This window comes from Collinsella sp. TF08-11AT (genome assembly GCF_003437035.1).
Taxonomy (GTDB): Bacteria; Actinomycetota; Coriobacteriia; order Coriobacteriales; family Coriobacteriaceae; genus Collinsella.
Genome location: NZ_QSRL01000008.1, coordinates 1 through 26,342, shown reverse-complemented (window position 1 = coordinate 26,342; position 26,342 = coordinate 1). Strand labels below are relative to the sequence as shown.

Below are 26,342 nucleotides of genomic sequence, written 5' to 3'. Positions count from 1 at the left end.
ACCGGCGGGCCGGTCGACGCTGCGCGCCACCCAGAGCGACAATTTGCCATTCAAAAGGCACGGCATGACCAGAAGGTCTATGCCCTGCCTTTTTCATGCCAACTTGTTCGCTCTGGGCGGCGCTCGCTGGCATTGCCAAAACATCGACGTTCCCAATGACTACCGTGTGTCTATTAATTTTTCGAGCTTGTGCTGCGCTGCTGGTCGCTGGCGTATATCCTGTTAAGTCGTCAGCATACGATTCAACAGGGAAGGCAGATTATGCATTCTCCCCATCAACGCGACGCGCAGGCCCAGCCGGTGTGCAGTCGTCGCATCTTCCTGGGTAGCGCTTTCGCTGCGAGTGCTTCCGTCGTCGCCGGCGCGCTTGCCGGCTGTCAGCGCCCGTCCACGCTCAAGGTGGTTCAGCCCACGACGGGCGGCGGTCGCGACGACCTGTCCGATTCCGTGATCGGCAAGGACAAGATCCGCATTGGCATGGAAGCGGCCTACGCCCCGTACAACTGGCAGGTTTCCGAAGCCAGTGAGTACACCATCCCCATCGACAACGTGCAGGGCGCCTATGCCGATGGCTACGACGTGCAGATCGCCAAGATCGTCTGCAAGGCCCTCGGCGGCGAGCCCGTTGCCGTCAAGCAGAGCTTCTCGGGCCTTATCGATTCGCTCAACAACGGCCAGATCGACCTCATCATCGCCGGTATGAGTGCCACGCCCGAGCGCGAGGAGTCGGTCGGCTTCTCCGACCCGTACTTCATTGGCTACTTTGGCCTGTTCGTAAAAGAGGGCTCGCCCTACCAGAACGCCACCAAGCTCAGCGACTTCAGTGGTGCCACGGTACTCGGCCAAAAGGACACCATGCTCGACACCGTCATCGACGAGATCCCGGGCGTCGTCCACAAGAACCCGGTCGATTCGGTTCCCACGGTGTTCTCGAACCTGCTGCAGGGCACGTGCGATGCTGTGACCTACAACACCGAGAACGAGAAGGGCTATATGGCCCAAAATCCGGGCATTGTCCCTATTCATTTTGCGGAGGGCGAGGGCTTTAAGCAGGAGGTCACGTCAAACGTCGGCTGCCGCAAGGGCTCGGACAAGCTGCTCAAACTTATCAATAAGACGCTCAAGGGCGTTAGCCAAGAGGAGCGCGACCAGATGTGGGACGCGTGCCTCGACCGTCAGCCGGCATAGGGAGGCAGCATGAAAGCTATCAATCGTCTGGCCTCCTTTATCAAGGCCGACCACCGTTATGTGTATCTAGGCACGAGCGCCATCGCGGCGCTCGGTCTGGCGTTTAGTCAGCGCAACCCCACGCCGCTGAGCTTCTTGGCGCCCACGGGTGTGTTCCAGGACTGCCTCTGGGCGATTCTGTGGGCTTGGATTGTCGTGTCGGCGGCAGCACTCGTCACCAAGATTATGCATTGGAACGACTATCGCGAAACATCGCCGTTTGCTTCCGAGCGCTTTCGTCGCGGCGCGCGCCTGGGCAGCTATGTCGTGGTCGCCATTGCGGCGATCTTCTTTATCGACCGTTGCGTCATGTCGTTTATCGACCTGGTGCGGGTGAGCATTGTCTCGGACTCCAACCCCAGCGACTTTTTGTCGAGTCTGGTCTACATGACCTACAAGAGCGGGGACTTCTTTATCCGCGGTATCGAGATCACCATCGCGCTTGCGACCTTCGGCACCGTCATCGCCTTTTTCCTGGCGCTGCTCTTTGTGTTCCTGCGCATTCAGACCTTCGACCGTGTGGACAACGACTTGGTGCGCTTCTTTAAGAGTATCGGCCGTGGCTTTGCGACCATCTACTCCACCATCGTGCGCGGCACGCCCATGATGGTCCAGGGCCTGCTCATCTATTACGCGGGCTTCACCGTTTTGCGCGGCATGGGCTTCGAGACCGCCCAGGCCAACCAAATCTGGAGTACCTTCACCGCCGGCCTCGTCACCATCTCGCTCAATTCCACCGCCTACATGATGGAGGTCCTGCGCGGCGGCATCGAGTCCATCGATCCCGGCCAGGCCGAGGCGGCGCGCTCGCTGGGTCTTTCGCAGTGGCAGGCTATGCGCAAGGTTGTGTTCCCCCAGGGTATTAAAAACGCGATTCCGGCGCTCACCAACGAGCTCATCATCAACATCAAGGACTCGTCGGTGCTTTCGGTCATCGGCGTGTTCGACCTCATGTACGCCACCACCACCGTCGCCGGCGTGTACTACCGCCAGATGGAGGTCTACTGCGTGGCGCTCGTGGTTTACCTGATCCTGACGCTCGTGGCGAGCCGCCTGCTCGAGGCCTTTGGCAAAAAGCTGGGCGCTGAGGCCCCGGCCACGCTGCCCAGCTCCAACTAGGCTCAAGACGAGGAGAATCATCATGGCAGATACCGCCACTACCGGCACCGCGGCCGCCGCACAGACCAATGAGCCGCTCATCCGCGTCGAGGGCCTGCGCAAGAGCTTTGGCTCGCTCGAGGTGCTTAAGGGCATCGACCTCGCTGTCAATCCCGGCGAGGTCGTCACCATTATCGGCGCCTCGGGCTCGGGCAAGTCGACCTTCCTGCGCTGCCTCAACCTGCTCGAGACCCCGGACGCGGGCCACATCTGGTTCCACGGCCAGGACCTTACGGCCGAGCGCTGCAATATCAACAAGCTGCGCGAGGACATCGGCATGGTGTTCCAGGGCTTTAACCTGTTCAACAACATGGATGTGCTCGACAACTGCACGCTCGCGCCCGTCACGCTCAAAAAGATGGGCAAGGCCGAGGCCGAGAAGGTCGCAATGGAGCATCTGACGAGCGTGGGGCTCGAAAAGTTCGCGCACGCCGCCGTGGGTCGCCTGTCCGGTGGCCAAAAGCAGCGCGTGGCCATCGCCCGCGCCCTGTGCATGAGTCCGCAAATCATGCTGTTCGACGAGCCGACTTCGGCACTCGACCCCGAGATCGTGGGCGAGGTGCTCGAGGTCATGCGCAAGCTCGCGGCCGACGGCATGACCATGGTTGTCGTCACGCACGAGATGGCCTTTGCCCGCACGGTGTCCGACCGCGTGGTCTTTATGGACAAGGGCGTGGTGCTCGAGGACGCCGCGCCGGCCGAGCTCTTCGGCAACCCCAAACACCAGCGCACTCGCGAGTTCCTCTCTCGCTATCTCGAAGACAAATAACCGGCGCAAACGCTTACGTTGCAGGGCCGCTCCCGTGGGGTGGCCTTTGTCGTCACAATCGAAAGGATGTCATGGCCGAGGTTTGGCGCTTCTTTGCGCATGAGGACGATTTTGCCGATATGGACGAGGCCGGCGCGTGCGAGCGCTTGGGTCGCGTGCTGTCGTTTCCGACCATCTCGAGCATGGATGCCGAGGCGGTGGACTGGCAGCCCTTCGATGACCTGCGCGCCTATATGCAGCAGACCTGGCCGCGCGTGTTTGCGGCGGGCGAGGTCGAGCTTATCGATCATTCGCTGCTGGTGACGCTTGGCGGTTCCGACCCCGCCCTCAAACCCGTCATGCTCATGGGCCACATGGACGTGGTCCCCGTGGTGCCGGGCACCGAGGCCGACTGGACACATGCCCCCTTTAGCGGGCACGTGGACGACACCTACATCTGGGGCCGCGGCGCGATCGACATGAAGGATCAGGTCGCAGGCATTCTCGAGGCGGTTGAGTATGCGCTGGCGCACGGCTGGGAGCACGAGCGCACCCTGCTGCTGGCTTTTGGCCAGGACGAGGAAACCACGCAGTACGGCGCTGGAGCTATCGGCCGCGTGCTCGAGGAGCGCGGTGTTGAGCTCGAGTTCCTGATCGACGAGGGCGACTACCGCATCGTTCCGGCTGCCGAGTACGGCGCGGGCGAGGGCTGGCTTATGCATGCCGACCTGGCCGAAAAGGGCTATGCCGATATCGTGCTCAAGACGAAGAGCGCGGGCGGGCATTCGTCTAACCCCTACGGCGGCACGTCGCTCGAGGTGCTCAGCCGTGCCATCGCCGCAATCTGCGATATCGAGTGGCCGACGCGCGTGACCGATCTGCTTGCCGCGCAGCTTGTCGAGCTGGGGCTCTACACGGCGGATGAGATTGCCGCCAACGGGGGCGCCATTGTCCGCGATTGCCTCGCCAGCAAGAAGCTCTATCCGCTGGTGACGACCACCTGCGCGCCCACGCAGATCGAGGGAGGCAGCGCCGGCGCCAACGTGATGCCGCAGGATATGTGGGCCAACATTAACTTCCGCATGCTCGAGGACACGAGCGTGGCCGACGTTGTGGCGCGCTGCCGTGAGGCGGTTGCCGGGGCGGACCTTGCCGGTCGTGTCGAAGTGGAGCTGGGCCCCGGCAGCTCCGAGCCCTCGCCGTCCCCGCGCATCGGTGGTCCCGGCCTCGAGGCGGTTCGCTCCATCGCCGCCCGCTATTTCTGCGATCCAAAGGGGACGGAGGAAAACGGATCATCCGAGCCGTTGGCGATTGTCCCCTCGACCGTGATCGGCGCGACCGACGCTGCCAACTACCTGCACATTTGCTCCGAATGCATTCGTTTTTCGGCGTTTGTGGTCGACGATGACGAGTGCGACCGCGGCGTCCACGGCACCAACGAGCGCATCACCCGCCGCGCCTACCTCCAGGGTGTTCGCTTCCTCATCGCCCTGCTCCATACGCTCTAGAATCCGACAAAGGGACTCTCCCTTTGTCGGATTCCGTGCGGGTTGTATGCAGGTTTGCCTGCGCACGCTATCATGTATGGGTTAGACCGCAACTATGTACCCCCATACGCGAAGGGATGCGCATGTATCTGAAGATCGACATGTTCTAGCCGGGCTTTACCCCCGCAGCGGCGCCCCGCGCCCCATCAATTCTGCCGATTTTCACCTTCACGCATATAAAAGGAGTCCGTCATGCGCGACAAGCTCGAAAAGATCATCAAGGCCTACGAGGAGCTCGAGAAGAAGCTTTCCGACCCAGCCGTCGCCTCCGATATCAAGGAGTTCACGCGTCTCAACAAGGAGTACGCGCACCAGTCCGACCTCATCGCTGCCTCGCGCGAGTACATCGGCGCGCTCGATGACATCGAGGCTGCCAAGGAAATGCTCCACGATACTACCGATGCCGATGAGAAGGAGATGCTCCAGATGGACATCTCCGAAAACGAGGCCAAGCTTCCCCAGCTCGAGGAAGACATCAAGTACATGCTCATCCCGAGCGACCCCAACGACGACAAGAACACCATCGTCGAGATTCGCTCCGCCGCCGGTGGCGACGAGGCGGCCATCTTCGCCGGCGACCTGTACAAGATGTATCAGCGCTTCTGCGAGTCGCGCGGCTGGAAGACCACCGTGCTCGACTCCAGCCCCAGCGAGGCCGGCGGCTTTAAGTCCATCGAGTTCAAGGTCGAGGGCGACCGCGTCTACTCCGTCATGAAGTTCGAGTCCGGCGTGCACCGCGTCCAGCGCGTTCCCAAGACCGAGTCCCAGGGTCGCATCCAGACCTCCACGGCAACCGTCGCCGTGCTTCCCGAGGCCGAGGAGATCGACGTTCAGATCAACCAGTCCGACCTGCGCATCGATACCTACTGTGCCTCCGGCCCTGGCGGTCAGTGCGTTAACACCACCTACTCCGCCGTGCGCATCACCCACCTGCCCACCAACACCGTGGTGCAGTCGCAGGAACAGCGCTCCCAGATCCAGAACCGCGAAGTCTGCATGCAGATGCTGCGCGCCCGTCTGTACGAGATGGAGCTCGAGAAGCAGCAGGCAGAGCTCGGTGCCGAGCGCCAGAGCCAGATCGGCCACGGCAACCGTTCCGAGAAGATCCGTACCTACAACCAGCCCCAGGACCGCGTGACCGATCACCGCATCGGTTTCAACTCCACCTACAATGGCGTCCTCCTGGGCGACCAGCTCGGCACCGTCATCGAGGCGCTCGCCGCCGCCGAGCGTGCCGAGAAGCTGGCACAGGCTGTCTAGTGGGTTACGGCGTTTTACCAAACGCCGTAACAGCTCGACGCTGCAAACGCCCCTAAGCGGCAATCTGACGTTCAATCGTCGGTCGCGTACCGAAGTACGCTTCCCTCCTCTTTCACGTCACCTTGCTCGCTTAGGGGCGTTTTCGCTGACGTATGCTCAACCTGTGGCGGGGCACTCATTGGGGACAGACTTAAATGAGTAGTCGTTGGGGACGTTCTTAAACGACTAGTCGAATAAGAACGTCCCCAATGACTAGGTTGGGTAAATTACTAATTGAATTTATTTAATCTGCTTTGTTGGAAATTAAGCTATTTACCTGCTTTAAGAAATTATCGGCATTCATCTGCTATTGAAAATATTGCTCCAAAAATCGTCCGAGAAGTCGCGGGGCGATTTTTGATGGGTCGCGCGTCAAGCGATGTGGCAAGTTCTTGGTTAGATATTGGTCAGTTTTGGGGCAACCTTGCCAAAAGCTTGACGAATGCAAATTTAGACGTCAGCGAATGAACACTTTGAGCGAGCTCGGTGCAAAATTCTGGGCTGATTCTCGATAATCGCCTTCAATCGCCCCTTGCCAAGCGCTGGCCTCGCTTACAATCTGCTCCGACATTCGCGCGCCGTCCGGCGCTTAAGAGGGGAGGGCCCCATGGCAAACGAGATTTGGACCATCAAGCGTTGTCTCGAGTGGACCAAGGAGTACCTGGCCGAGCGCGGCGAGGAGCACCCCCGTCTTTCTGCCGAGTGGCTGCTGTGCGCCGCCACGGGCCTGGCGCGCATTGACCTATATATGCGTATGGACGAGACGCTTAACGCGGCCCAGCTCGAGACCATGCATGCGGCCGTTGTCCGCCGCGCTAAGGGCGAGCCGCTGCAATACATCACGGGCAGCACGCAGTTTCGCATGATCGACGTCGCGTGCGCCCCCGGTGTGCTCATTCCGCGCCCCGAGACCGAGATGCTCGTCGAGGAAGTCCTCAATTATCTGGATGCCGAGGTACTGAGCCCCGAGGCCGCTGCCCGTCAGCGTGTTGAGCTGCCTTGGAACGATGAGGTCGAGGAGGCACGCAAGGCCGAGGCCGCATTGGCCGACGAGCGAGCGACGGCCGAGCGCCGTGCCGCCAACCTCACAGCTGCCGACGAGGCGGCGCTAGGCGGCGATGTGCTGGGCAGTCGCGCTTATGCCGAGGAACTGGCCGATCGCGAGGCCGAGGAAGCCGCCGCGCAGGCGGCAGAAGCCGAAGCGGCAGAAGCAGAGGCCATGGAAACCCCCGAGCCCGAGCTCGACGAATACGGCATCGCCATTGAGGACAACGACCAACAGGCGACTCCCGCGCAAGATGCCGCCGAGGCCAACGTATCTGCCCCAGCCGAGCCCCGCACTGCCCGCGTTCTCGAGGTCGGCTGCGGCACGGGCTGCATTTCGCTCTCCCTTGCCTGGGAGCGCCGCGGCCACGTTACCTGCACTGCTACCGATATCGAGCCGCGCGCCATCGATCTGGCCACCAAAAACCGTGATGCGCTTGGCCTCACGTCCGACGAGGTCGCCTTCAGCCTCACAAACCTGGTGAGTTCCATTCCCCGCGAAGAGTGGGGCACCTTTGATGTGCTCGTCTCCAACCCACCTTACATCCCGACCGACGTCATGCGCTCGCTGCCGCATGAGGTCAAGGACTTTGAGCCCGATCTGGCGCTCGAGGGCGGTGCCGACGGTCTCGATATCTTCCGCCGCCTGCTCAACGCGGCGCCCTACATGCTGCGTGCCGGCGGCCTGTTTGCCTGCGAGCTCTACGAGGGCGCGCTCGACGCCGCGGCCGAGCTCTGTCGTCAAGCAGGCCTTTCGGACGTGCGTATCGTCCACGACCTCACCGATCGCCCCCGCATTGTCCGAGCCATCGTCACCGAGCCCAAGCAACGCCAGTAATATTTATTAACTGGTTAGCAAAAATTATAAAGTAGTTTATAATTAGGACGGCTGAAAGAGGTCGGCCCATGCAACCTCCTACCTTTCGGGAAATCATTGCCCTACTCAAGCACGATGGATTCGTGAAGGTCGCGCAAGTCGGTAGTCATGCTAAGTATGTTTCTGGTGACCGCGTTGTCACCGTGAACGGCTCTGGTGGTGATCGACCAAAGAAGGGCACGTGGGCAAGTATTCGTCGCCAAGCTGGATGGTAGTTGGAGGCAAAATGAGGCAGCGATTTACCTATGACTGCGTTCTCATAAAAGAAGACGATGGTTACTGCGCTAGCTTCCCGCAGATTCCCGGCGCCTTTGCCGATGGCGATACGCGCGAAGAAGCGATTGCCCATGCCACCGAGGCACTGATGGCGTTTTTGGCCGACGACCTCAACAACGGTTTGACTCCGGCAGGGTACGAACGCTCGGCCGAGGTCGTGGCCCTTTCAGTCGAAATCGACCACGAGGACGCTCGGGAAGCGGCGTGCCGAACATTTAAAGACGCAGCGCTGGACCTCAAAGTCTCCGCTCCGCGGATTACCGCGCTGGTCAAAGCCGGCAAACTCGATGTTGAACTCGTCGACGGCCGTCGGATGATAACGATAGACAGTATCGAGCGTTACGCCGCCCAAGAACGTCACGCCGGAAGACCAAAGAAGTTTGTAGCCGTCCAATAACCCCCTAACTTTCACCGACTACTAGAGCCGCTCACCAAACCAACATGCGCTCTGGGCAAATAGATTGAACGTTTCGTGCGAGAATGCCCCACAGTAAACAAACTTGCACCAGAGCGTAAGGGGCTGGCATACACATGCAGACGGTCTATCGGGTATACGAGGGAACGCGCGAGCCGCATCGGCTTGCCGTCGAGCGCACGGCCGAGGTGCTCGGCCGCGGCGGCCTGGCTTTGATCCCGACCGAGACCGTCTACGGTGTCGCCGTGGCAGTCAACGCCTTCTCGGACGCCGTGCCCCAAGATGCAAGCGAATTCCCATCGTGGCCGCGCGATCCGCAGGCCGCCGTCAATGGCGCCGCAGTTCCTGCGCTCGGCACCGGCTATCGCCGTATCTTCACTCTCAAGCAACGTGAGCTCACGCAAACCGTCGCTTGGCTGGTCGATGGCGTCGAAGCACTCGACCGCTATGGCGTGGATATCCCTAACGAGGCCCGCGTACTCGCGCGACGATGCTGGCCGGGAGCCCTGACTATCGTGATTAAGGCAGCCCCCTGCGTGCCGACCTTTATGTGCGCCGCCGATGACACGGTGGCTCTTCGCGCTTCGGCCTCTCCCGTGGTCCAAGCGCTCATCCGCGCCTGCGGCAGCCCTCTTGCCTGCACGAGCGCCAACACGCACGGCGCGCCCTCGCCGGCAAGCTTTGCCGCCGTCGAGGGTCGCATCCTGGAGGGGGTCGATGTTGCCGTCGACGCCGGTGAGACCCCGTGTCGCGACGCCTCGACCATCGTGTCGTTCCAGCACGGCGGGCTCCAGATCCTGCGCCAAGGCGCACTTCCCGCATCAGAGATCGAACGGGTCCTGTCCGACCCGATGCAATAGAAAGGTGTAAGCGATGTCGTTGAATCTGGGCAGCCTGGGCATGGAAGATGCCTCGTTTAACTTTGGCGGTTCCTACATCATGGCGCTCGACTGCGGCACCACCTCGGTACTTGCGACCATCGTCGACGAGTACGGATGCATCGTCGCGCAGGCACGTCGCAGCGTCAAAACCAGCTTCCCACGTCCCGGTTGGGTAGAGCAAGACCCCATGGCGGTCCTTGCCAGCCAGATCGCCGTCATGATGGAAGTCCAGTTTAAGAGCGGTATCCACTCCGACCGCATTGCCGCCATCGGCATCTCCAACCAGCGCGAGACCACGGTGGTCTGGGATCGCGTGAGCGGTCAGCCGATCTATAACGCTATCGTATGGCAGTGCCGCCGTACCGCACCTCTGATCGACGAGCTTGTCGAGCAGGGCGCAGAAGGGCTGGTGCGCTCCCGCACGGGACTCACGCTCGACCCGTATTTCTCGGCCTCCAAGGTGCAGTGGATTCTCGACAACGTCGACGGCGCACGCGAAAGCGCGGCGGCGGGCGACCTCATGTTTGGCACCATCGACACCTGGCTCATCTACAACCTCACCGGCGGCCAGGTCTTTGCCACCGACTACACCAATGCCAGCCGCACGGCACTCTTTAATATCCATACGCTCGATTGGGACGACGACCTGCTGGCACTCTTTGACGTTCCACGTTCCATGATGCCCGAGGTTCGCTGGAGCTCGGGCGACTACGGCCGCGTCGCGAGCGACATCATGACCAACATGCCGCCCATCATGGGCGTGGCGGGTGACCAACAGGCGTCGCTGTTCGGCCACTGCTGTTTCCGTCCCGGCCAGACCAAAAACACCTATGGCACGGGTTGCTTTATGCTCATGAACACCGGCGACGAGATCGTCGAATCCAAGAATGGCCTGGTCTCCACCATCGGTATCGCTGCGGACGGCAAAGTCAGCTATGCGCTCGAGGGCTCTATTTTTGCCGCCGGCTCAACGATGAACTGGCTTCGCAACAACATGGGCATCATCTCGAGCGTGAGCGAGTCGGCACAACTCGCTGCTTCGATTAGCGACAACGAGGGCTGCTACTTCGTTCCCGCCTTTGCGGGTTTGGGTGCTCCCTGGTGGGACCCGCATGCTCGCGGTATCGTGTGCGGTCTGACCGGCGCCTCGAGCCGTGCGACCATCGTACGTGCCGCCTGCGAATCCATGGCATATCAGAGCTACGACGTGCTGCGCGCCATGGAGCAGGACGTGGGGCTTTCGATTGAGCGCCTGTCTGTCGATGGCGGTGCCTCGCGCAACGAGTTCATCATGCAATTCCAGGCCGACCTGCTGGATATCCCCGTGCTGCAATGCGAGACGGTGGAGACCACGGCAATCGGCGCCGCGTACTTGGCGGGCCTTGCCGTCGGCTACTGGGAGGATTTGGAGGAGCTGGAGCAAAACGCTCAGATCGTCAAAATCTTCCATCCTCATATGTCCGCCGAGCGCCGTGAGAGCAACCTCGCTGGTTGGCGTGATGCAGTCAGGCGCTCGCTCAGCACCTCACAGTAGGGCTGCGATGGGCTGCTCGATACAACAAACCGCTAAACTAATGCATGGCGTGCGGCGGCAACATTGCTGCGCGCCTTGTCAGCAAGGCCGTTTTGCGGCCGCAACGAAAGGGGCAATCAATCCATGACCGTCACCTACGATGCGTCCCGTGTGACGCTTGTCGATCACCCGCTCGTCCAGCACAAGCTGTCGATCCTGCGCGACAAAAACACCGGCACCAACCAGTTCCGCCAGCTCGTGCGCGAACTCGCGCTTTTTGACGGCTACGAGGCCATGCGCGACCTGCCTATGGAAGACGTCGAGGTCGAGACCCCCATCACTACCGCCACGTTCAAACAGCTTGCCGGCAAGAAACTCGCCATCGTGCCCATCCTGCGTGCGGGCCTTGGCATGGTCGACGGCATCCTCGACCTGGTGCCCTCCGCTCGCGTGGGTCACATCGGCATGGAGCGCGACGAGGTCACCCACGAGCCGCACGAGTATTACTGCAAGATGCCCAAGGATATCGACCAGCGCATCTGCCTGGTCGTCGACCCCATGCTTGCCACGGGCGGTTCGGCCGAGATGGCCATCAGCTACCTGCGCGAGCGCGGTGTCAAGGACATCCGCATGCTGTGCATCGTCGCGGCCCCCGAGGGCCTCAAGTCGCTGACCGAGAAGGACCCAGATGTGCATATCTATACCTGCGCCATCGACGACCATCTCAACGAGGCTGCCTACATCGTTCCCGGCCTCGGCGACGCCGGCGACCGCATCTACGGCACGCTCTAGTCGCTGGGCTAAACGGCCGCGGCTGCAAATACGAAGAAACGGTGCGCGCGGACGAACAAAAGGCGACCGCGCGCACTCCTGTTAACGGACGTTTTGCCCTGCAGGGTTCGAGAAAAACGTATTACCGTACCTGCGGCATAAAGAAGGTCTTAAGAAAACGAACAGGTGCGTATTAACCGATGCTTTTTCGGTTGTACTTTAGCGATTGGCTCGTACAATAGTCACCAATGTTTGGCGGGAACTGTTCTGTGAAGCGTTAAAAAGGAAAGTGAGGACGCCAGTGTTTCAGATAGCCGATCTGCTCGCTATCGTTGCAGGCGCCATCGCGGGCGCAATTGCCTTCCTTCCCTTTGTCTTTACGCTCAAGCCGGTTCTTGACGATAAACAGAATGCGGACATGCTCAAGGGTATGGTGAGTCTGGCGGTCTCGGCAATCGCCCTGCTCGTCTTTACCTTGGTTGTGTTTGTGTTGTTCGGAGAGGCATTTCGCATGTTCCTCCTGGGCGAGGCGATCGGCTTCGTGGCCTTTATGGCCGCCTGCGCGGTTCGTGTCGCCAAGGCGCTGCGAGATCCTCATGAGGTCGAAAGGTAAGTCGTGGAAATTTTTGAAAAGCTGCCTGATGAGATTAATCATCTGGTCAGCGAGTTCAGCTCCACCCCTGTCGTGGGCGATCTGAGCTGCGGCATCACGCAGTACTCGTTTTGGCTGATCGTCTCCACGATCGTGCTCCTGATCGTCCTGGCCGTGTTCAAGAAGAAGCAGACCCTGGTTCCCAAGGGCTTCTTCGTCAACGGTTTCGAGTACATCATCGAGTACGTCGAGAACGATATCGGCAAGGGTGTCGTGGGTGAGAACTGGAAGAAGCACTTCCCGTTCCTGTGCTCGCTTTTCCTGTTCATCCTGATCAATAACATGATCGGCCTGATTCCGGGAATGAAGCCCGGCACCGGCGCAATCGGCTCCACCGCCGCACTCGCCATTTTCGCCTTCGTGTACTTCATCTACTACGGATGCAAGGCTCACGGCGTGATCGGCTACATCAAGAGCCTCGCCCCGCAGGGCGTGAGCTTCCCGATGAACGTGCTCGTGTGGGTCGTCGAGCTTTTCTCGACCTTCCTGCGCCTCATCACGCTCGCCGTCCGTCTGTTCTGCAACATGTTCGCAGGACACGTGGTCATGGGCTCGTTCGCCATCATGGCGAGCATGTTCATGCAGCCGCTGCTTCAGCAGGTTTCCGCGGCCCACGCCGTTGGCGCCCTGCCTTCGCTGGCCTGGCTTGCCATCCTCATCCTGATCTATGCGATCGAGCTTGTGGTCGGCGCCATCCAGGCTTACGTCTTCACGGTCCTTACCGCCGTGTATGTCTCCGAGGCAGAGGAGGTCGCGGAGGAGGAGTAGTCTTCCGTTCGCGCCTTAAAGGTAAGGTAATTCGTTAAACCGCCGGTGCCCGTACCCATGGAGCCCGGCAGTTATAAAAAGGTTATCCTGCGTGAAATAAGACACGCACGACAAAGGAGGAATCGTGGGAGTTATCGGTTACGGTCTCGGTGTTATCGGCGCTGGTCTTGCTATCGGCCTGTCTGCTCTGGGTGCTACGGGTGCTATGGCCCGTCAGCCTGAGGTCCAGGGCCGCGTGTTCACCGTCTTCATTATGGGCTCCGCCTTCGGCGAGGCTCTGGCTCTGATCGGCTTCGTTGTCGCGCTGATCGTTAAATAGCACGGAGCGTCAAGTATGAATCTTTCATCCCAGAAGAGCGCGATCGCACTCTCCGCGTCCGCGGCCGCGCTGCTCATGCCGGTTTCCGCGTTCGCCGAGGACGGCGCTGCCGGTGCGGACATCCTCATCCCTAAGATGGCGGAGTTCATCCCGGCGCTTATCGCCTTCCTGATTATCTGGATCGTGCTGGCCAAGGTCGCCCTGCCGGGCATCATGAAAACCATGGAGGAGCGCGGCAAGAAGATCGAGGAGAGCCTCGACGAGGCCGAGAAGACCAAGCAGGAGGCTATCGCCAAGCGCGCTGAGTCCGACTCGATCGTTACCGACGCCCGTCGTCAGGCTGCCGACATCGTTCTCGAGGCCCGTAAGGACGCCGAGTCCGAGCGCGCCCGTATCATCGAGGCTGCTCACAAGGAGGCCGAGGAGATCATCGCCAAGGCCCACACGACCGTCGAGGACGAGCGCAAGTCCATCTACGCCGGTGCCGCGAGCTCTATCGCCGACCTGTCCGTTGCCGTCGCCACCAAGATCGTGGGCGAGGCACTCGAGGACGAGGCCGAGCAGAAGAAGCTCATCGAGCGCTACATCCAGGAAGCAGGTAGCCTGAATGCCGACTAGCCGCTATCAGGACAAGGTGCTCGAGACCTACGCGCGCTCCCTTTTGGAAGCCGCCAAGGCCGAGAACCATGTATTCGAGGACCTCGAGATGATCGAGCGTCTGGCTAGCGCCAGCCCCGAGATCATCGCTGTGCTCGACACCATGTCCAAGCGCGACCAGCTCGACCTTCTTCCCAAGGTGGCAGCTGCCTTTAAGTATGTTGCCGAGGAAGACGAGGATGTAGTGGGCGTGACCGTCACCACGGCGATCCCGCTCGACGACGAGCTGCGTCAAACCATCACTAAGAAATGCGAGCAGGACTTCGGCCGCAAGGTATTCCTTATCGAGCAGGTCGACCCGTCTATCGTGGGCGGCCTGGTGCTCGAGGCCCGCGGCGAGCGTCGTGACATTTCCGTCAAGACGCAGCTGCGCATCGCGCAGGAGACCCTCGCAAACTCTGCTAATTCGTACGGAGGTGAAGCCTAATGTCCGAAACCCTCAATGCCCAGGATATCGCCAAGAAACTGCAGGAGCAGCTCACGAGCCTCTCCGCGACGGTCGATACGCATGAGGTTTCAACGGTCGACGAGGTAGGCGACGGCATCGCGCGCGTCTCCGGCCTCAAGAGCGCCATGGCAGGCGAGCTTCTGGAGTTCAAGAGCTCCGATACCGGTGAGACCGTCTTCGGCCTTGCCCAGAACCTTGACCGTGACGAGGTCGGCGCCGTTCTGTTCGGTGCCGTCGACGCCATCAAGGAAGGCGACGAGTGCCGCACCACTGGCCGCATTATGGATATCCCTGTGAGCCGCGCCATGCTCGGCCGCGTCGTCAATCCGCTCGGCCAGCCTATCGACGGTTTGGGTGACATCGTCGCCACGCACCGTCGCCCCATCGAGTTCAAGGCCCCCGGTGTCATCGACCGTACCCCGGTGTGCGAGCCGGTTCAGACCGGCCTGCTGGCCATCGACTCCATGGTGCCTATCGGCCGCGGTCAGCGTGAGCTCATCATCGGCGACCGTAAGACCGGTAAGACCGCCATCGCCATCGACGCTATCCTCAACCAGCGCGGCAAGGGCATGGTCTGCATCTATGTCGCCATCGGCCAGAAGGCCTCCACGGTTGCCAACATCCGCGAGACCCTCGCTCAGCACGGTGCGCTCGACTACACCATCATCGTTTCGGCCACCGCTGCCGATTCCGCCCCTATGCAGTACATCGCGCCTATGGCCGGTGCCGCTATCGGCGAGTTCTTCATGTACAACGGCGAGGACGGCAAGCCCGCCAGCGAGACCAACCCCGGCGGCCACGTGCTCGTCATCTACGACGACCTGTCCAAGCAGGCTGTGGCCTACCGTCAGATGTCGCTGACGCTGCATCGTCCGCCCGGACGCGAGGCCTATCCTGGCGACATCTTCTACCTGCACTCTCGTCTGCTCGAGCGTGCCGTCAAGATGTCCAAGAAGAACGGTTACGGCTCCATGACGGCACTGCCGATCATCGAGACCCAGGACGGCGACGTCTCGGCCTACATTCCGACCAACGTCATTTCCATTACCGATGGTCAGATCTACCTGCAGTCCGAGCTCTTCTTCCAGGGTCAGCGCCCGGCAGTCGACGTGGGCATCTCCGTGTCCCGCGTCGGTGGCGATGCGCAGACCAAGGCCATGAAGCAGGTCGCCGGCAACCTCCGTCTGGACCTCGCTTCGTACCAGGAGCTCGCTGGCTTTACGCAGTTCGGCTCCGACCTCGACGAGGCTACTCAGAAGCAGCTGACCCATGGTGCTCGCATGACCGAGCTCCTGAAGCAGCCGCGTTACAAGCCGTTTGAGGTTGGCGAGCAGATCGTTACGCTGTTCGCTGGCAACGAGGGCTTCCTGGATGACCTGGAGATCGCCGACGTGCTGCCCTTCCGTGCCGAGCTCATCGAGTACATGGACAATGGCTTTGGCTCGCTGCTCGACAAGGTTCGCGCCAAGAAGATCGATGATGACACCAAGGCTGAGCTCTTGCGCGTCATCGGCGACTTCAAGCAGCAGTTCATGGCCAAGCACCATTCGGATGTTTCTGGATCAGAGGAGAACTAAGCCCCATGGCCAACCTTCGCGACATTAAGAAGCGAATCTCCTCGGTTACCACGACCAAGCAGATCACGCGCACGATGGAGATGGTCTCTACGGCCAAGATCCGTCGTGCCCTCGATCGCTCCAAGCAGGCCGAGCCCTATAAGGAGGCGCTGACCGACGTCATGTTGACGGTCGCCGGCGACGCCTCCTGTTCGGGCACCGATCCCATGCTGCAGAAGCATGAGAGCGTCAAGCATGGCCTGATTGTCGTTATTGCCTCGGACCGCGGCCTTGCCGGCGGTTTCAATACGACGGTGGAGCGCACGGCCGAAAAGCTCGCCGCTTCTTGGGCGAACGACGGCATCGAGTGCGAGATCATCGCGTGCGGGCGTAAGCCGGTCACGTATTTCCGTGACCGCGCAAACGTTGTCATGCACTTTGAGGGCAACTCCTCTGAGCCCGATTTCAATCAGGCCCGCATGATTTCCTCTCATATCTGCGATGCGTATCGTGCCGGTGAGCTTGACCGTGTCGAGCTTGTCTACCACCACGCCAAGAACCGCGTGGATCAGGAGCTTCGCGTCGAGCATCTGTTGCCGCTCGACCCCGAGATGATCGCTATGGCCCACGGTCCGCGTAAGAACGAGACCGACGCCCCTAAGCGCATCTCGTCCACGTTCGAGTTCGTGCCCTCTCCCGAGCATGTTCTCGGCAAGCTTGTGCCGTCTTATATCCTGACGGTCATCTACCAGGCCCTGATCGATTCGGCGGCTGCCGAGCAGGGTGCACGCCGCAAGGCCATGCACTCCGCGACGGAAAACGCCACCGCGATCATCTCGACCCTTACCCGCACGTATAGTCGCGTGCGCCAGGCTTCGATCACGACCGAGATCAACGAGATCGTCGGCGGAGCCTCAGCATTGGAGGAACAGTAATGGCTAATAACACCGTAAAGCTTGCGGTCGAGGAAGCCACCAAGAAGACGACTGCCGGTGATGGTCGCATCGTGCGAATCATCGGCCCTGTCGTCGACGTCAAGTTTGACGGCGCGGTGCCCCCGATCTACAACGCGCTCACGGTCGAGGCCGAGACCCCGATCGGTCATCTGAGCACGATCCTTGAGGTCGAGAGCCAGCTTCCGGGCGGCGTCGTCCGCACGGTCGCCATGTCCTCGACCGACGGCCTGCAGCGCGGCCTCATCGCCACCGATACCGGTGAGCCCATGAAGATGCCCGTTGGTCCCAAGACGCTCGGTCGCATTTGGAACGTCATGGGCAAGCCCGTCGACGGCAAGCCCATGCCCGAGGTGGAGGAGTTCTACCCCATCCACCATGCAGCGCCCCGCTTTGACGAGCTCACCACCAAGACCGAGATCTTCGAGACCGGCATCAAGGCCGTCGACCTGCTCGAGCCCTACATCCGTGGCGGCAAGACCGGCCTGTTCGGCGGCGCCGGCGTCGGCAAGACCGTTCTGATTCAGGAGCTTATCAACAACCTCGCCCAGGAGCACGGCGGCACCTCGGTGTTCACCGGTGTCGGCGAGCGTACCCGCGAGGGCACCGACCTGTTCCTCGAGATGAGCGAGTCTGGCGTTATCGACAAGACCTGCTTGGTTTATGGTCAGATGAACGAGCCGCCTGGAGCGCGTCTGCGCATCGGTCTGGCCGGCCTTACCACCGCTGAGTACTTCCGCGATCGCGGCCAGGACGTCCTGCTGTTCATCGACAACATCTTCCGCTTCTCCCAGGCGGGTTCCGAGGTTTCCGCACTGCTGGGCCGTATGCCGTCCGCCGTTGGTTACCAGCCCACACTGGCTACCGAGATGGGTGACCTCCAGGAGCGCATTACCTCGACCAAGACGGGATCCATTACCTCCGTCCAGGCTGTCTACGTCCCCGCAGACGACCTGACCGACCCGGCGCCTGCCACGACGTTTACGCACCTCGACGCTACCACGGTTCTTTCGCGTAGCATTTCGTCGCTCGGCCTGTTCCCGGCTATCGACCCGCTCGCGTCTTCCTCCGACGCTCTCGATCCCTCGATCGTCGGCGAGGAGCACTACCGTGTCGCCGTCAAGGTCCAGGAGCTCCTGCAGGAGTACTCCGACCTTCAGGACATCATCGCCATTCTGGGTATGGACGAGCTGTCCGAGGAACAGCGCCTTACGGTCAACCGTGCCCGTAAGATTCAGCAGTTCCTCTCGCAGTCCTTCCACGTCGCCGAGAAGTTCACCGGTAACCCCGGTGTCTACGTCCGCGTCGAGGATACCGTCCGCTCTTTCGCCGAGATTGTCGACGGCAAGGCCGATGACCTGCCCGAGCAGGCTTTCCGCTATGCTTCCACGATTGAGGACGTGCGCGAGCGCGCCCGCAAGATGGGGGAGAAGTAGGTTATGCGTATCCGCATCGTGTGCCCCGTGAGCTGCGCCTATGAGGGCGACGCTGCGTTTGTGTCGATTCCGTCCACGGATGGCGAGTTTGGCGTTCTGCCTGCTCACTCCAGCGAGATCTGCACGATCGACCGCGGTTACGTTCGCGTTTCCGATAAGGCCATGGGCACTGTCGACCACACGTTTGCCGTGGCCGGCGGCTATGCCCAGGTTGCGGACGATGTCGTGACCGTTCTCGCCGAGCGCGCTTGCGATTTGGCGACCGTCGATGCCGACAAGCTTAAAGCTGATATTCAAGGTTTTGAAGAGAAGCTGGGTAATTTGTCGGAGGATGATGCACGCCGCGCCTACCTCTATAATGAAATCGCATGGTGTAAGCTCAAGCTTGCCCAATAGTCAAACGATTTAGCGTTCGACCATTTGCGAACACATCATGCCCGGGATGGCCCAGCCACCCCGGGCATGCTTTTTGAAAGGGTAGACCTTGGATATTATCCGCGTTGAGGGTGGCCACGCCATCGGAGGTTCCGTGCCTGTTTCGGGCGCCAAGAACTCCGCGCTCAAACTCATGGCGGCAACGCTTCTGGCGCCGGGCAAGACGACGCTGCAGAACGTGCCTGATATTTCCGATGTCCACGTGATGGGCAAGGTGCTCAAGGGTATGGGCGCCACGATCGATGTTCTCGACGAGCACACGCTCGAGATCGATACCTCCCAGGTCGATTCTTGGGAGGCGCCCTACGAGCTCGTTGCCAAGATGCGTGCTTCCACTGCCGTGATGGGACCACTGCTGGGCCGTTTCCATCGCGCCAAGATCGCCATGCCCGGCGGCTGCAACCTGGGCGCTCGCAAGATCGATATGCATATCTTGGGTCTTGAGGCCTTGGGCGTTGAGTTCGATACCGCCCACGGCTATATCAACGCCAATGCGCCTCAGGGCCTGCGCGGTACCACCGTCACGCTCGAGTTTGCCAGCGTCGGTGCAACCGAGAACCTCATCATGGCATCCGTGCGCGCGCAGGGTACCACGGTTATCGACAATGCCGCACGCGAGCCCGAGATCGTCGATCTCGCCAACATGCTCAACGAGATGGGTGCCAAGATTGTTGGCGCGGGTACGCCTGTCGTGACCATCGAGGGCGTGGAAGAGCTGCATCCCGTTACCCATCGCGTGGTGGGCGACCGCATCGAGGCGGGTACCTTTATCGTTGCCGGCGCGCTGATGGCAGACGATCGCGGTGTCGATGTCACGGGCTTTTGCCCCATTCACTTGGGCATGGTGCTCAAGAAGATGGAGCTCATGGGTATCGACTGCGAGCGCGTCGAGGATGGCGTCCATGTGAACCGTGCCGAGCGTATCAAGCCGGTCGACATCCAGACGCTTCCGTTCCCCGGTTTCCCGACCGACATGCAGGCGCAGATTATGGTGCTCTCCGCCCTTGCCGACGGCAGTTCCGTTATTACCGAGAACATCTTCGAGAATCGCTTTATGTTTGCCTCTGAGCTGGTGCGCATGGGTGCCGACATTCGTATCGAGAGCCATCATGCCATGATTCATGGCGTCAAGGGCTTCTCGGGTGCACAGGTTACCTCGCCCGATTTGCGCGGCGGAGCGGCCCTCGTCGTAGCGGGCTTGATCGCCGACGGGACGACCGAGGTTTCGGCTATCCATCACATCAAGCGCGGCTACGAGCAGTTTGTCGAAAAGCTGCAGGCGCTCGGCGCGCATGTCGAGCATGCTACCGTCCCCGATCCCGTCATCTACTAATACAGGTTGCCTATGTTTAATAAAAAGCCCCTCGCGGATACCACCACCCGAAGACCCTCAACTGGTGCGCAGGCCAAGATCTACAGTCGCGATAACGTGGCTCGCTATTCCGAGCGCGCTCGTCAACGCCGCCGTAGCCACACGATTCGTCACGTCGCGCTCATTGTCGTGCTTGGCGTGCTGCTGAGTGCCACTACCGCTGCCGGCCTGTGGTTTGCCACCATTATGGGCAAGCTCGGCGATTCTAATGTCATTACTGACAATCTGCGTCGGGTTCTGGTTGACACCGATGAGGCAAAGGATCCGTTCTACGTGCTGCTTCTTGGCACCGACGGCCGTCCGGGCGAGGATACGTATCGTGCCGACTCGATTATCCTGGCACGCATCGACCCCACGCAAAAGCAGGCGACGCTCATTTCCGTTCCGCGCGACACCAAGGTCGAGTACAAGGGCGAGACCATGAAGATCAACGCCTGCCATACCGTTGGCGGCGCCGAGGCCATGGTCGAGGCGGTCAACGAGCTGTGCGGTGTTCAGATTTCCCACTATGCCGAGGTTAGCTTCGACGGTATGCAGGCGCTGATTGATTCGGTTGGCGGTATCGACATTAACGCAACCGATGATGTTGACGACCCCGAGCACCTGGATATTAAGATTACCGCTGGCCAGCAGCATATGGACGGTGCCACCGCCCTTACCTATGCCCGCTGCCGCTACACCTATGCCGACGGCGATTACACGCGCATGCGCCACCAGCGTCAGGTGCTTGGCGCCCTTGCCAACCAGATTCTCAATAACTTCGATGCCACGAAGATCTTTGGCCTGGTTAATTCGCTGTCCGATATGCTCGTAACCGATATGAGCGTTCAGGATATCGTGGCTACGGTCAACGCCATGCGCGGTATGGATGTCGACGGTATCTACTCGGCCAACCTGCCCTCGTACGCCGACGACAGCACCATGATCGACGGTGTGAGCTACGTCTTTGTCTACGAGGACGAGCTCAAGGAAATGATGGAGCGCGTCGATGCTGGCAAGGATCCCAAGGGTCCCAACACCATGGGTCTTTCCGACGGTTCCAGCTCTACGATCGGCGACCTGAACAACAACACGTCTGACGATTACGCAAACGGTACCGCAACCTCATCGGTCAGCTCTGACGATTCCGATGACTCAAGCGATTCGAGCGATTCGGACTACTACGAAGAGCCCACCGGCGACGGCAACGGCTACGAAGCCAATTATTAGGGTTACGCGGGCTTACCAGCCCGCGTAACCAGTTGACGCTGCAAACCCGCCAGAGCGGCAATCTGCCTTTCAACTTCGGCGGCATGATCGAAAGATCAATGCCGCCTCGTTTCAAGGCACCTTGCTCGCTCTGGCGGGTTTTCGCTGTCGTTGCCAAAACATCGGCGTTGCCTTGGTCCGGACTAGTCGTTGGGTAGTCATTGGGGACGTTCTTAAACGACTAGTCAAACAAGAACGTCCCCAATGACTACCCACAAAGCGAGAGTGGATCTCGTCATTTTGCGGCACTTGGGGACGTTCCTTTTCTGCCGGCAGTTAGGGACACTCCCTGTACAAAAACCGCCCCGTCCTCTGTAGAGGACGGGGCGGTTTGTCTTTTAGGCTTGAGCGGCCAGGCTTATGCAAAGCGGGCGACGAGCTCCTGGAGCACGTCGGTCATCTTGACGAGCGAACTGACCGGGACGAACTCGTTGACGCCGTGGTAGCAATAGCCGCCGGTGGAAAGGTTGGGGCAGGGCAGACCGCGGAACGACAGCTGAGCGCCGTCGGTGCCGCCACGAATCGGCAGCACTTGGGGCTCAACGCCGCAGGCAAGGTAGGCTTCCTTGGCAACATCAATAAGCTCGGGATAGTCACGAACGATCTCGGCCATATTTCGATACTGCTGCTTAATCTCGACCGTCACGCGCTCCTCACCCAGACGCTGGTTGAGCATCGAGGCGGCGGCATCAATAAGGTCGAGTTTCTGCTGGAACTTGGCGGCATCGTGATCACGGACGATATAGCGCGCCGTGGCGTGATCGACGGTCGCAGATACACCCTCAAGGTGATAAAAGCCCTCGTAGCCTTCCGTATACTCCGGGCGCTGCACGTAGGGGAGCAACGCGTTGAAGTCGCAGAACAGATTGCCTGCGTTGACCATACGGCCCTTGGCGTCGCCCGGGTGGATGGACTGGCCCTCAAAGCGGATGGTCGCCTCGGCGGCGTTAAAGCACTCCCACTCCAGCTCGCCGATGGGGCCGCCGTCGACCGTGTAGGCGTACTTGCAGCCAAAGGTATCGATATCCAACAGCTCGGCTCCGTGACCGATCTCCTCGTCAGGGCAGAAGCAAATGCCGAGTGCGGGATGGGGCAGAGAGGGGTCCTGAGCGATACGCGCGACAAGCGACATGATCTCGGCGACGCCTGCCTTGTCGTCCGCGCCCAGCAGCGTGGTGCCATCGCTGCAGACCAGGTCCTCACCCGCGAGGTCGTTCAGGGCGGGAAGCTTGGCGGTACTCATGGCAACGGGCTTACCGTCAACCGTGCCGCAGACCAGGTCGCCGCCTTCGTAGTGTACGATGTGCGGCTTCACGCCGGCGCCCGGTGCAACTTCGGTGGTGTCGAGATGGGCGATCAGGCCAAGGGCGGGCTTGTCCTCAGCGCCCGCACTTGCGGGGATATGCGCGCAGACATAGGCATGCTCGGTCACGTGGGCATCTTCCGCACCAAGCTCGCGCAGCTCTTCAGCCAGCACGTTGGCAAGGTCAAACTGAACGACGCTCGAGGGTACCTGGTCGCAGTTTGCATCCTCGGACTGCGTGTTGATCTGGACGTAGCGCAAAAAGCGCTCGAGGACATCGGGGTTCGTGGTGGTGTTTTCCATAAAGACCGCTCCAATCTTGGTCGTCGTGTGCAACAAGAACTCTAGCACGGTATGCCACGGCATACCGCGACGCTTGGATGGGGTAGAATCAGCCATTGAATGCAGAAGGGACGGAAGATCATGGATACGACAAATAGCTCGCGCGAACTACATCTGACGGTGGCGAACGAAGACTACTTGGAGTGCATGGTTCGCATTGAAAGCGAAGAGGGGGAAACCAACGGCGTGCGATCGGTCGACATCGCGCAGCGCCTTGGCGTCTCCAAGGCATCGGTCAATAAAGCGGTTTCGGCGCTCAAGGCATCCGAGCTTGTCGAGCAATCGCACTACGGCAAGGTAGTCCTGACCGATCGCGGCCGCGAGGTTGGCACGGCTATCTGGCACCGTCATCGCCTCGTCCGCACGTTTTTGGTTCAGGAGCTCGGTGTCGAATTTGAGCGAGCCGATTCCGAGGCCTGCATGATGGAGCATGCGCTATCCGAGGACACGATGAACCGCTGGCTCGCCTATCTCGAAAAGCAGGGAATCAGCGTCGAGGAATAGCGGGATATATATGGATACGAGTTATTACAATCGCTTTGGTGCCGAGGAACTTACGCGCCGCTTGTCGAGCGAGACCTTGTTGGCGCAGGGCCCCATGGGCAGTGTTCTGTTGAGTGAGTACGACGCCGCCGATATTCCACCGGCGTTTTGGAATCTGGCAGAGCCGCAGACCGTTTCTCGTATCCATCGCTTGTATGTCGCCGCCGGCGCGCAGGTACTCATTACCAATACCTTTCAGGCATCAAGCTATGCCCTCAAGCACGACCAGATTGCGCCGTCCGTGGCGGAGGTCAATCGCGGGGCCGTCGACGATGCCCGCCAGGCGCACCCTCAGCTGCTGCTGGGCTCGATGGGTCCGATCGGTATTGAGTGGTTTGCCGAGGACTCGGCCGAGTTTCGTGAGATCCGAGGCATTGCGCGCGAACAGGCGCACGCCTTGCTCAATGCTGGTGTTGACGGTCTGCTGATCGAGACGGTGACGTCTATCCGTAATTTGCAGCCCATGCTTGCCGGCGCCCGAGATGCCGCCGACGGCATGCCTGTTCTGGTGAGTTTTGTCGTTGACGATAAGGGCGACCTGTTGGGCGATGGCCTCAACATCGAGGCAGCCGTTTTGTACGCCGAAAAACACGGCGCAAACTCGGTTGGTGTTAATTGCTGTTCGCTTGCGGCCGCGAACGCGGCGGTGCCCAGGATGGTTGCATCGGCGACTACTCCCGTCACGGTGCGTCCCAACGTGGGCGATCCGGTCCAGACTCAGGATGGCCCCGTATGGCACGAGAACCCCGAAGCTTTCGCGCGCGCATGCATCGAATGGAGACATGCCGGTGCCGCAATGGTGGGCAGTTGCTGTGGAACCACGGCAATCACTACGGCAGCGATGGCCGAGGCGCTCGATATATAAAGGGCAAAACCGCTCCATACGGGGCGGTTTTTTTATTGCCTGCATGTCCTCGGCAGCATTTGCCCAAATGGTGAATGCTGGTGCCGGCAGGTTGCCGAGCGTGTATCGCGGGTATACCTCATGCGTACCATGATCCAAACACTGTGAGGTGTCTGCGCGTGTGCGCGATAATTCATTTTGGAACTGACGGTTGGCGCGCTCGCGTCGATGAGGACTTCACTGCCGATAACGTTGCCCGTATCGCCGATGCCGTCGGCGAGTTGTGGCAAAAGACCAATCCGGGCAAAACGGTATATATAGGGTTCGACACTCGGCCCCTGGCGCGCGAGTTCGCTGAGCTTGCGGCGGGTGTGCTAGCAGCGCACGGGCTAGACGCCGTGCTCGCTTCGCGACCTGTTCCGACCCCTGCCCTTACGTGGGCGGCGGCTTATGACGGTGAGGCGTGCGGCGCGCTCATGGTGACGGGGTCCCATCATCCGCAGGGTTATCTGTGTCTCAAGATTCGCATGGGTGACGGCTCGACCGCCAACCAGGATGTCATCGAAGAGCTCGAAGAGACCATGGCTCCCGAGCCAATGGGGATCGAGGGGCAATATCGCACCGCGGATATCATTCCTGACTATATGCAAGCGGTGGCATCGTTTGTCGATGCCGAAGCCATCCGCGCCGCGCACCTGCGCGTGGTTGTTGACCCCATGGGCGGCGCAGCCCAGGGCTATCTAGCCGACTTGCTGCGCGAGCTTGGCGTTGAGGTGCACGAGATTCACGCCGGGCAGGCGCCTGACCAAGAAGATATCTGCCCCGACCCCGTTGAGCCGTGGGTGGACGCTTGCGAGCATACGGTTATCGAGGACGGAGCTTGCGCTGGCCTGGTGACCGACGGCGACGCCGACCGTATCGGCGCGGTTGACGAGCGCGGCAGATATATACATCCGCATCAGATCATGGCGCTCGTTTTGGGCGACTTGGTTCAATTTCGTAATTTGGAGGGACGCGTCGTCGTCAATCTTTCGTGCTCGACGCTCGTGCGTCGCATTGCCGAGGCGCTTGGCTGCCGCGTGACCGTCAAACCAGTCGGTTTCAAATATATAGCGGCAGAGATGAAGAAGGGTGGCGTCCTCATAGGCGGCGAGGAAGCCGGTGGTATCGGCATCGCCGCGCATATGCCCGAGCGCGATGGAATCCTCGCCTGTCTGATTCTGTGTGAGCTTATGGCAAAGACGGACGCGCCTTTGGGCGTTCTGGTCGACCAACTCGAGGACAGTTTTGGTAAGACGAGTTACGGTCGACGCGATTTGCGCCTTGAGGCCGAAGATGCCGAAACGTTACGAACCCTGCTGCCGGGCGTAAACCCCAAGTCGATTTGTGGCAAGGTGCCGCAAAACGTTAGTCATATGGATGGCTTGCGTTTAGCATTCGAGGATGACACGTGGCTGCTGGTCCGTCCTAGCGGGACCGAACCAGTGGTGCGCGTCTACGCCGAGGGGTTCTCGGTGGAAGAACGTGATGAGTTGCTCGATGCTGGCTGTGCTTTAGCTAGGGGAACGTATCCGCTTTAACCATGAGACTGCCTTATATAAAGAGATGCTCGGTGAGCGGTAGTTAACGGCTGGCAAACGTTAGTCGGATCCCAAATTGTGTAGGAAATGTGTACGCCCAGATTCCCGCCCCCGGCGCCCCTCCGGTCTG

General features: G+C 60.5%; 27 protein-coding genes. 26 read left to right on the top strand and 1 reads right to left on the bottom strand.

Going from position 1 to position 26,342, the window contains the following annotated elements; all coding sequences use genetic code 11:
- The 23 genes from DXC79_RS10190 to DXC79_RS06270 form a co-directional block, all read left to right on the top strand.
- Window positions 1-226: hypothetical protein (locus DXC79_RS10190; protein WP_233503030.1), on the top strand; the 226-nt coding region annotated here is incomplete at its 5' end.
- 35 nt (window positions 227-261) lie between these two features.
- Window positions 262-1,188, top strand: a complete 927-nt coding sequence (locus DXC79_RS06375; protein ID WP_117635555.1) for a transporter substrate-binding domain-containing protein — start codon at window positions 262-264, stop codon at window positions 1,186-1,188.
- A 9-nt stretch (window positions 1,189-1,197) separates the two neighbouring features.
- On the top strand, window positions 1,198-2,346 hold the full coding sequence (locus tag DXC79_RS06370; RefSeq protein ID WP_117635554.1) for an amino acid ABC transporter permease: 1,149 nt from the start codon (window positions 1,198-1,200) through the stop codon (window positions 2,344-2,346).
- A gap of 22 nt (window positions 2,347-2,368) precedes the next feature.
- Window positions 2,369-3,154, top strand: coding sequence for an amino acid ABC transporter ATP-binding protein (locus DXC79_RS06365; RefSeq protein WP_117635553.1), 786 nt, complete (start codon window positions 2,369-2,371; stop codon window positions 3,152-3,154).
- A gap of 71 nt (window positions 3,155-3,225) precedes the next feature.
- Window positions 3,226-4,641, top strand: coding sequence for a M20/M25/M40 family metallo-hydrolase (locus DXC79_RS06360; RefSeq protein WP_117635552.1), 1,416 nt, complete (start codon window positions 3,226-3,228; stop codon window positions 4,639-4,641).
- A 231-nt stretch (window positions 4,642-4,872) separates the two neighbouring features.
- Window positions 4,873-5,940 carry a peptide chain release factor 1 gene (prfA, locus tag DXC79_RS06355; RefSeq protein WP_055252487.1) on the top strand — a complete coding sequence of 356 codons (1,068 nt, stop codon included), beginning with the start codon at window positions 4,873-4,875 and terminating at the stop codon, window positions 5,938-5,940.
- Between the two features lie 646 nt (window positions 5,941-6,586).
- Window positions 6,587-7,861: a HemK/PrmC family methyltransferase gene (locus tag DXC79_RS06350; protein ID WP_117635551.1), complete on the top strand. Its 1,275-nt coding sequence runs from the start codon at window positions 6,587-6,589 to the stop codon at window positions 7,859-7,861.
- A 68-nt stretch (window positions 7,862-7,929) separates the two neighbouring features.
- The gene (locus tag DXC79_RS10315) at window positions 7,930-8,115 is read left to right on the top strand and encodes a type II toxin-antitoxin system HicA family toxin (RefSeq protein ID WP_089573106.1); all 186 of its coding nucleotides are present in this window, start codon (window positions 7,930-7,932) and stop codon (window positions 8,113-8,115) included.
- Window positions 8,082-8,573, top strand: a complete 492-nt coding sequence (locus DXC79_RS06340; protein ID WP_128620077.1) for a type II toxin-antitoxin system HicB family antitoxin — start codon at window positions 8,082-8,084, stop codon at window positions 8,571-8,573. Before DXC79_RS10315 ends, DXC79_RS06340 begins: the two co-directional genes overlap by 34 nt.
- A 134-nt stretch (window positions 8,574-8,707) precedes the next feature.
- Window positions 8,708-9,451 (top strand): L-threonylcarbamoyladenylate synthase, encoded by a 744-nt coding sequence (locus DXC79_RS06335; RefSeq protein WP_117635550.1) that lies wholly within the window; start codon window positions 8,708-8,710, stop codon window positions 9,449-9,451.
- A gap of 13 nt (window positions 9,452-9,464) precedes the next feature.
- A complete protein-coding gene (glpK, locus tag DXC79_RS06330) occupies window positions 9,465-11,006 on the top strand; it encodes a glycerol kinase GlpK (protein WP_117635549.1) in 1,542 nt (513 codons plus the stop codon).
- A 123-nt stretch (window positions 11,007-11,129) separates the two neighbouring features.
- Window positions 11,130-11,777, top strand: coding sequence for a uracil phosphoribosyltransferase (gene upp, locus DXC79_RS06325; RefSeq protein ID WP_040359658.1), 648 nt, complete (start codon window positions 11,130-11,132; stop codon window positions 11,775-11,777).
- Between the two features lie 280 nt (window positions 11,778-12,057).
- A complete protein-coding gene (locus tag DXC79_RS06320; protein ID WP_035138788.1) occupies window positions 12,058-12,369 on the top strand; it encodes a hypothetical protein in 312 nt (103 codons plus the stop codon).
- Window positions 12,370-12,372: 3 nt separating this feature from the next.
- The gene (gene atpB / locus DXC79_RS06315) at window positions 12,373-13,176 is read left to right on the top strand and encodes a F0F1 ATP synthase subunit A (RefSeq protein WP_022094263.1); all 804 of its coding nucleotides are present in this window, start codon (window positions 12,373-12,375) and stop codon (window positions 13,174-13,176) included.
- Window positions 13,177-13,300: 124 nt separating this feature from the next.
- A complete protein-coding gene (locus DXC79_RS06310; RefSeq protein ID WP_022094262.1) occupies window positions 13,301-13,495 on the top strand; it encodes an ATP synthase subunit C in 195 nt (64 codons plus the stop codon).
- 15 nt (window positions 13,496-13,510) lie between these two features.
- Window positions 13,511-14,113, top strand: coding sequence for a F0F1 ATP synthase subunit B (atpF, locus tag DXC79_RS06305; RefSeq protein WP_117635548.1), 603 nt, complete (start codon window positions 13,511-13,513; stop codon window positions 14,111-14,113).
- The gene (locus DXC79_RS06300) at window positions 14,103-14,579 is read left to right on the top strand and encodes a FoF1 ATP synthase subunit delta (RefSeq protein ID WP_006235713.1); all 477 of its coding nucleotides are present in this window, start codon (window positions 14,103-14,105) and stop codon (window positions 14,577-14,579) included. The genes atpF and DXC79_RS06300 overlap by 11 nt, the downstream gene beginning before the upstream one ends.
- Entirely contained in the window at window positions 14,579-16,177 is a 1,599-nt protein-coding gene (gene atpA / locus DXC79_RS06295; protein ID WP_117635547.1) for a F0F1 ATP synthase subunit alpha, read from the top strand. The genes DXC79_RS06300 and atpA overlap by 1 nt, the downstream gene beginning before the upstream one ends.
- Before the next feature lie 5 nt (window positions 16,178-16,182).
- Window positions 16,183-17,091 (top strand): ATP synthase F1 subunit gamma, encoded by a 909-nt coding sequence (gene atpG, locus DXC79_RS06290; protein WP_117635546.1) that lies wholly within the window; start codon window positions 16,183-16,185, stop codon window positions 17,089-17,091.
- Window positions 17,091-18,545: a F0F1 ATP synthase subunit beta gene (gene atpD / locus DXC79_RS06285; RefSeq protein WP_006235717.1), complete on the top strand. Its 1,455-nt coding sequence runs from the start codon at window positions 17,091-17,093 to the stop codon at window positions 18,543-18,545. The genes atpG and atpD overlap by 1 nt, the downstream gene beginning before the upstream one ends.
- A gap of 3 nt (window positions 18,546-18,548) precedes the next feature.
- The gene (atpC, locus tag DXC79_RS06280) at window positions 18,549-18,941 is read left to right on the top strand and encodes an ATP synthase F1 subunit epsilon (protein WP_006235718.1); all 393 of its coding nucleotides are present in this window, start codon (window positions 18,549-18,551) and stop codon (window positions 18,939-18,941) included.
- Between the two features lie 88 nt (window positions 18,942-19,029).
- Complete coding sequence (murA, locus tag DXC79_RS06275) at window positions 19,030-20,313, top strand: UDP-N-acetylglucosamine 1-carboxyvinyltransferase (RefSeq protein ID WP_035138796.1); 1,284 nt, start codon at window positions 19,030-19,032, stop codon at window positions 20,311-20,313.
- A 12-nt stretch (window positions 20,314-20,325) separates the two neighbouring features.
- Complete coding sequence (locus DXC79_RS06270; RefSeq protein WP_089573100.1) at window positions 20,326-21,561, top strand: LCP family protein; 1,236 nt, start codon at window positions 20,326-20,328, stop codon at window positions 21,559-21,561.
- 397 nt (window positions 21,562-21,958) lie between these two features.
- Here DXC79_RS06270 and pepT read toward each other — a convergent pair whose 3' ends face one another.
- The gene (gene pepT / locus DXC79_RS06265) at window positions 21,959-23,206 is read right to left on the bottom strand and encodes a peptidase T (RefSeq protein ID WP_089573099.1); all 1,248 of its coding nucleotides are present in this window, start codon (window positions 23,204-23,206) and stop codon (window positions 21,959-21,961) included.
- Window positions 23,207-23,326: 120 nt separating this feature from the next.
- Here pepT and DXC79_RS06260 point away from each other — a divergent pair, with 120 nt between their 5' ends.
- The 3 genes from DXC79_RS06260 to DXC79_RS06250 all read left to right on the top strand — a co-directional run bounded on the left by DXC79_RS06260 (window position 23,327) and on the right by DXC79_RS06250 (window position 26,212).
- Window positions 23,327-23,749: a metal-dependent transcriptional regulator gene (locus DXC79_RS06260; protein WP_117635545.1), complete on the top strand. Its 423-nt coding sequence runs from the start codon at window positions 23,327-23,329 to the stop codon at window positions 23,747-23,749.
- A 10-nt stretch (window positions 23,750-23,759) separates the two neighbouring features.
- Complete coding sequence (locus tag DXC79_RS06255) at window positions 23,760-24,653, top strand: homocysteine S-methyltransferase family protein (RefSeq protein ID WP_055252635.1); 894 nt, start codon at window positions 23,760-23,762, stop codon at window positions 24,651-24,653.
- Between the two features lie 158 nt (window positions 24,654-24,811).
- Window positions 24,812-26,212 (top strand): phosphoglucomutase/phosphomannomutase family protein, encoded by a 1,401-nt coding sequence (locus tag DXC79_RS06250; protein ID WP_117630036.1) that lies wholly within the window; start codon window positions 24,812-24,814, stop codon window positions 26,210-26,212.
- Window positions 26,213-26,342: the final 130 nt, after the last annotated feature.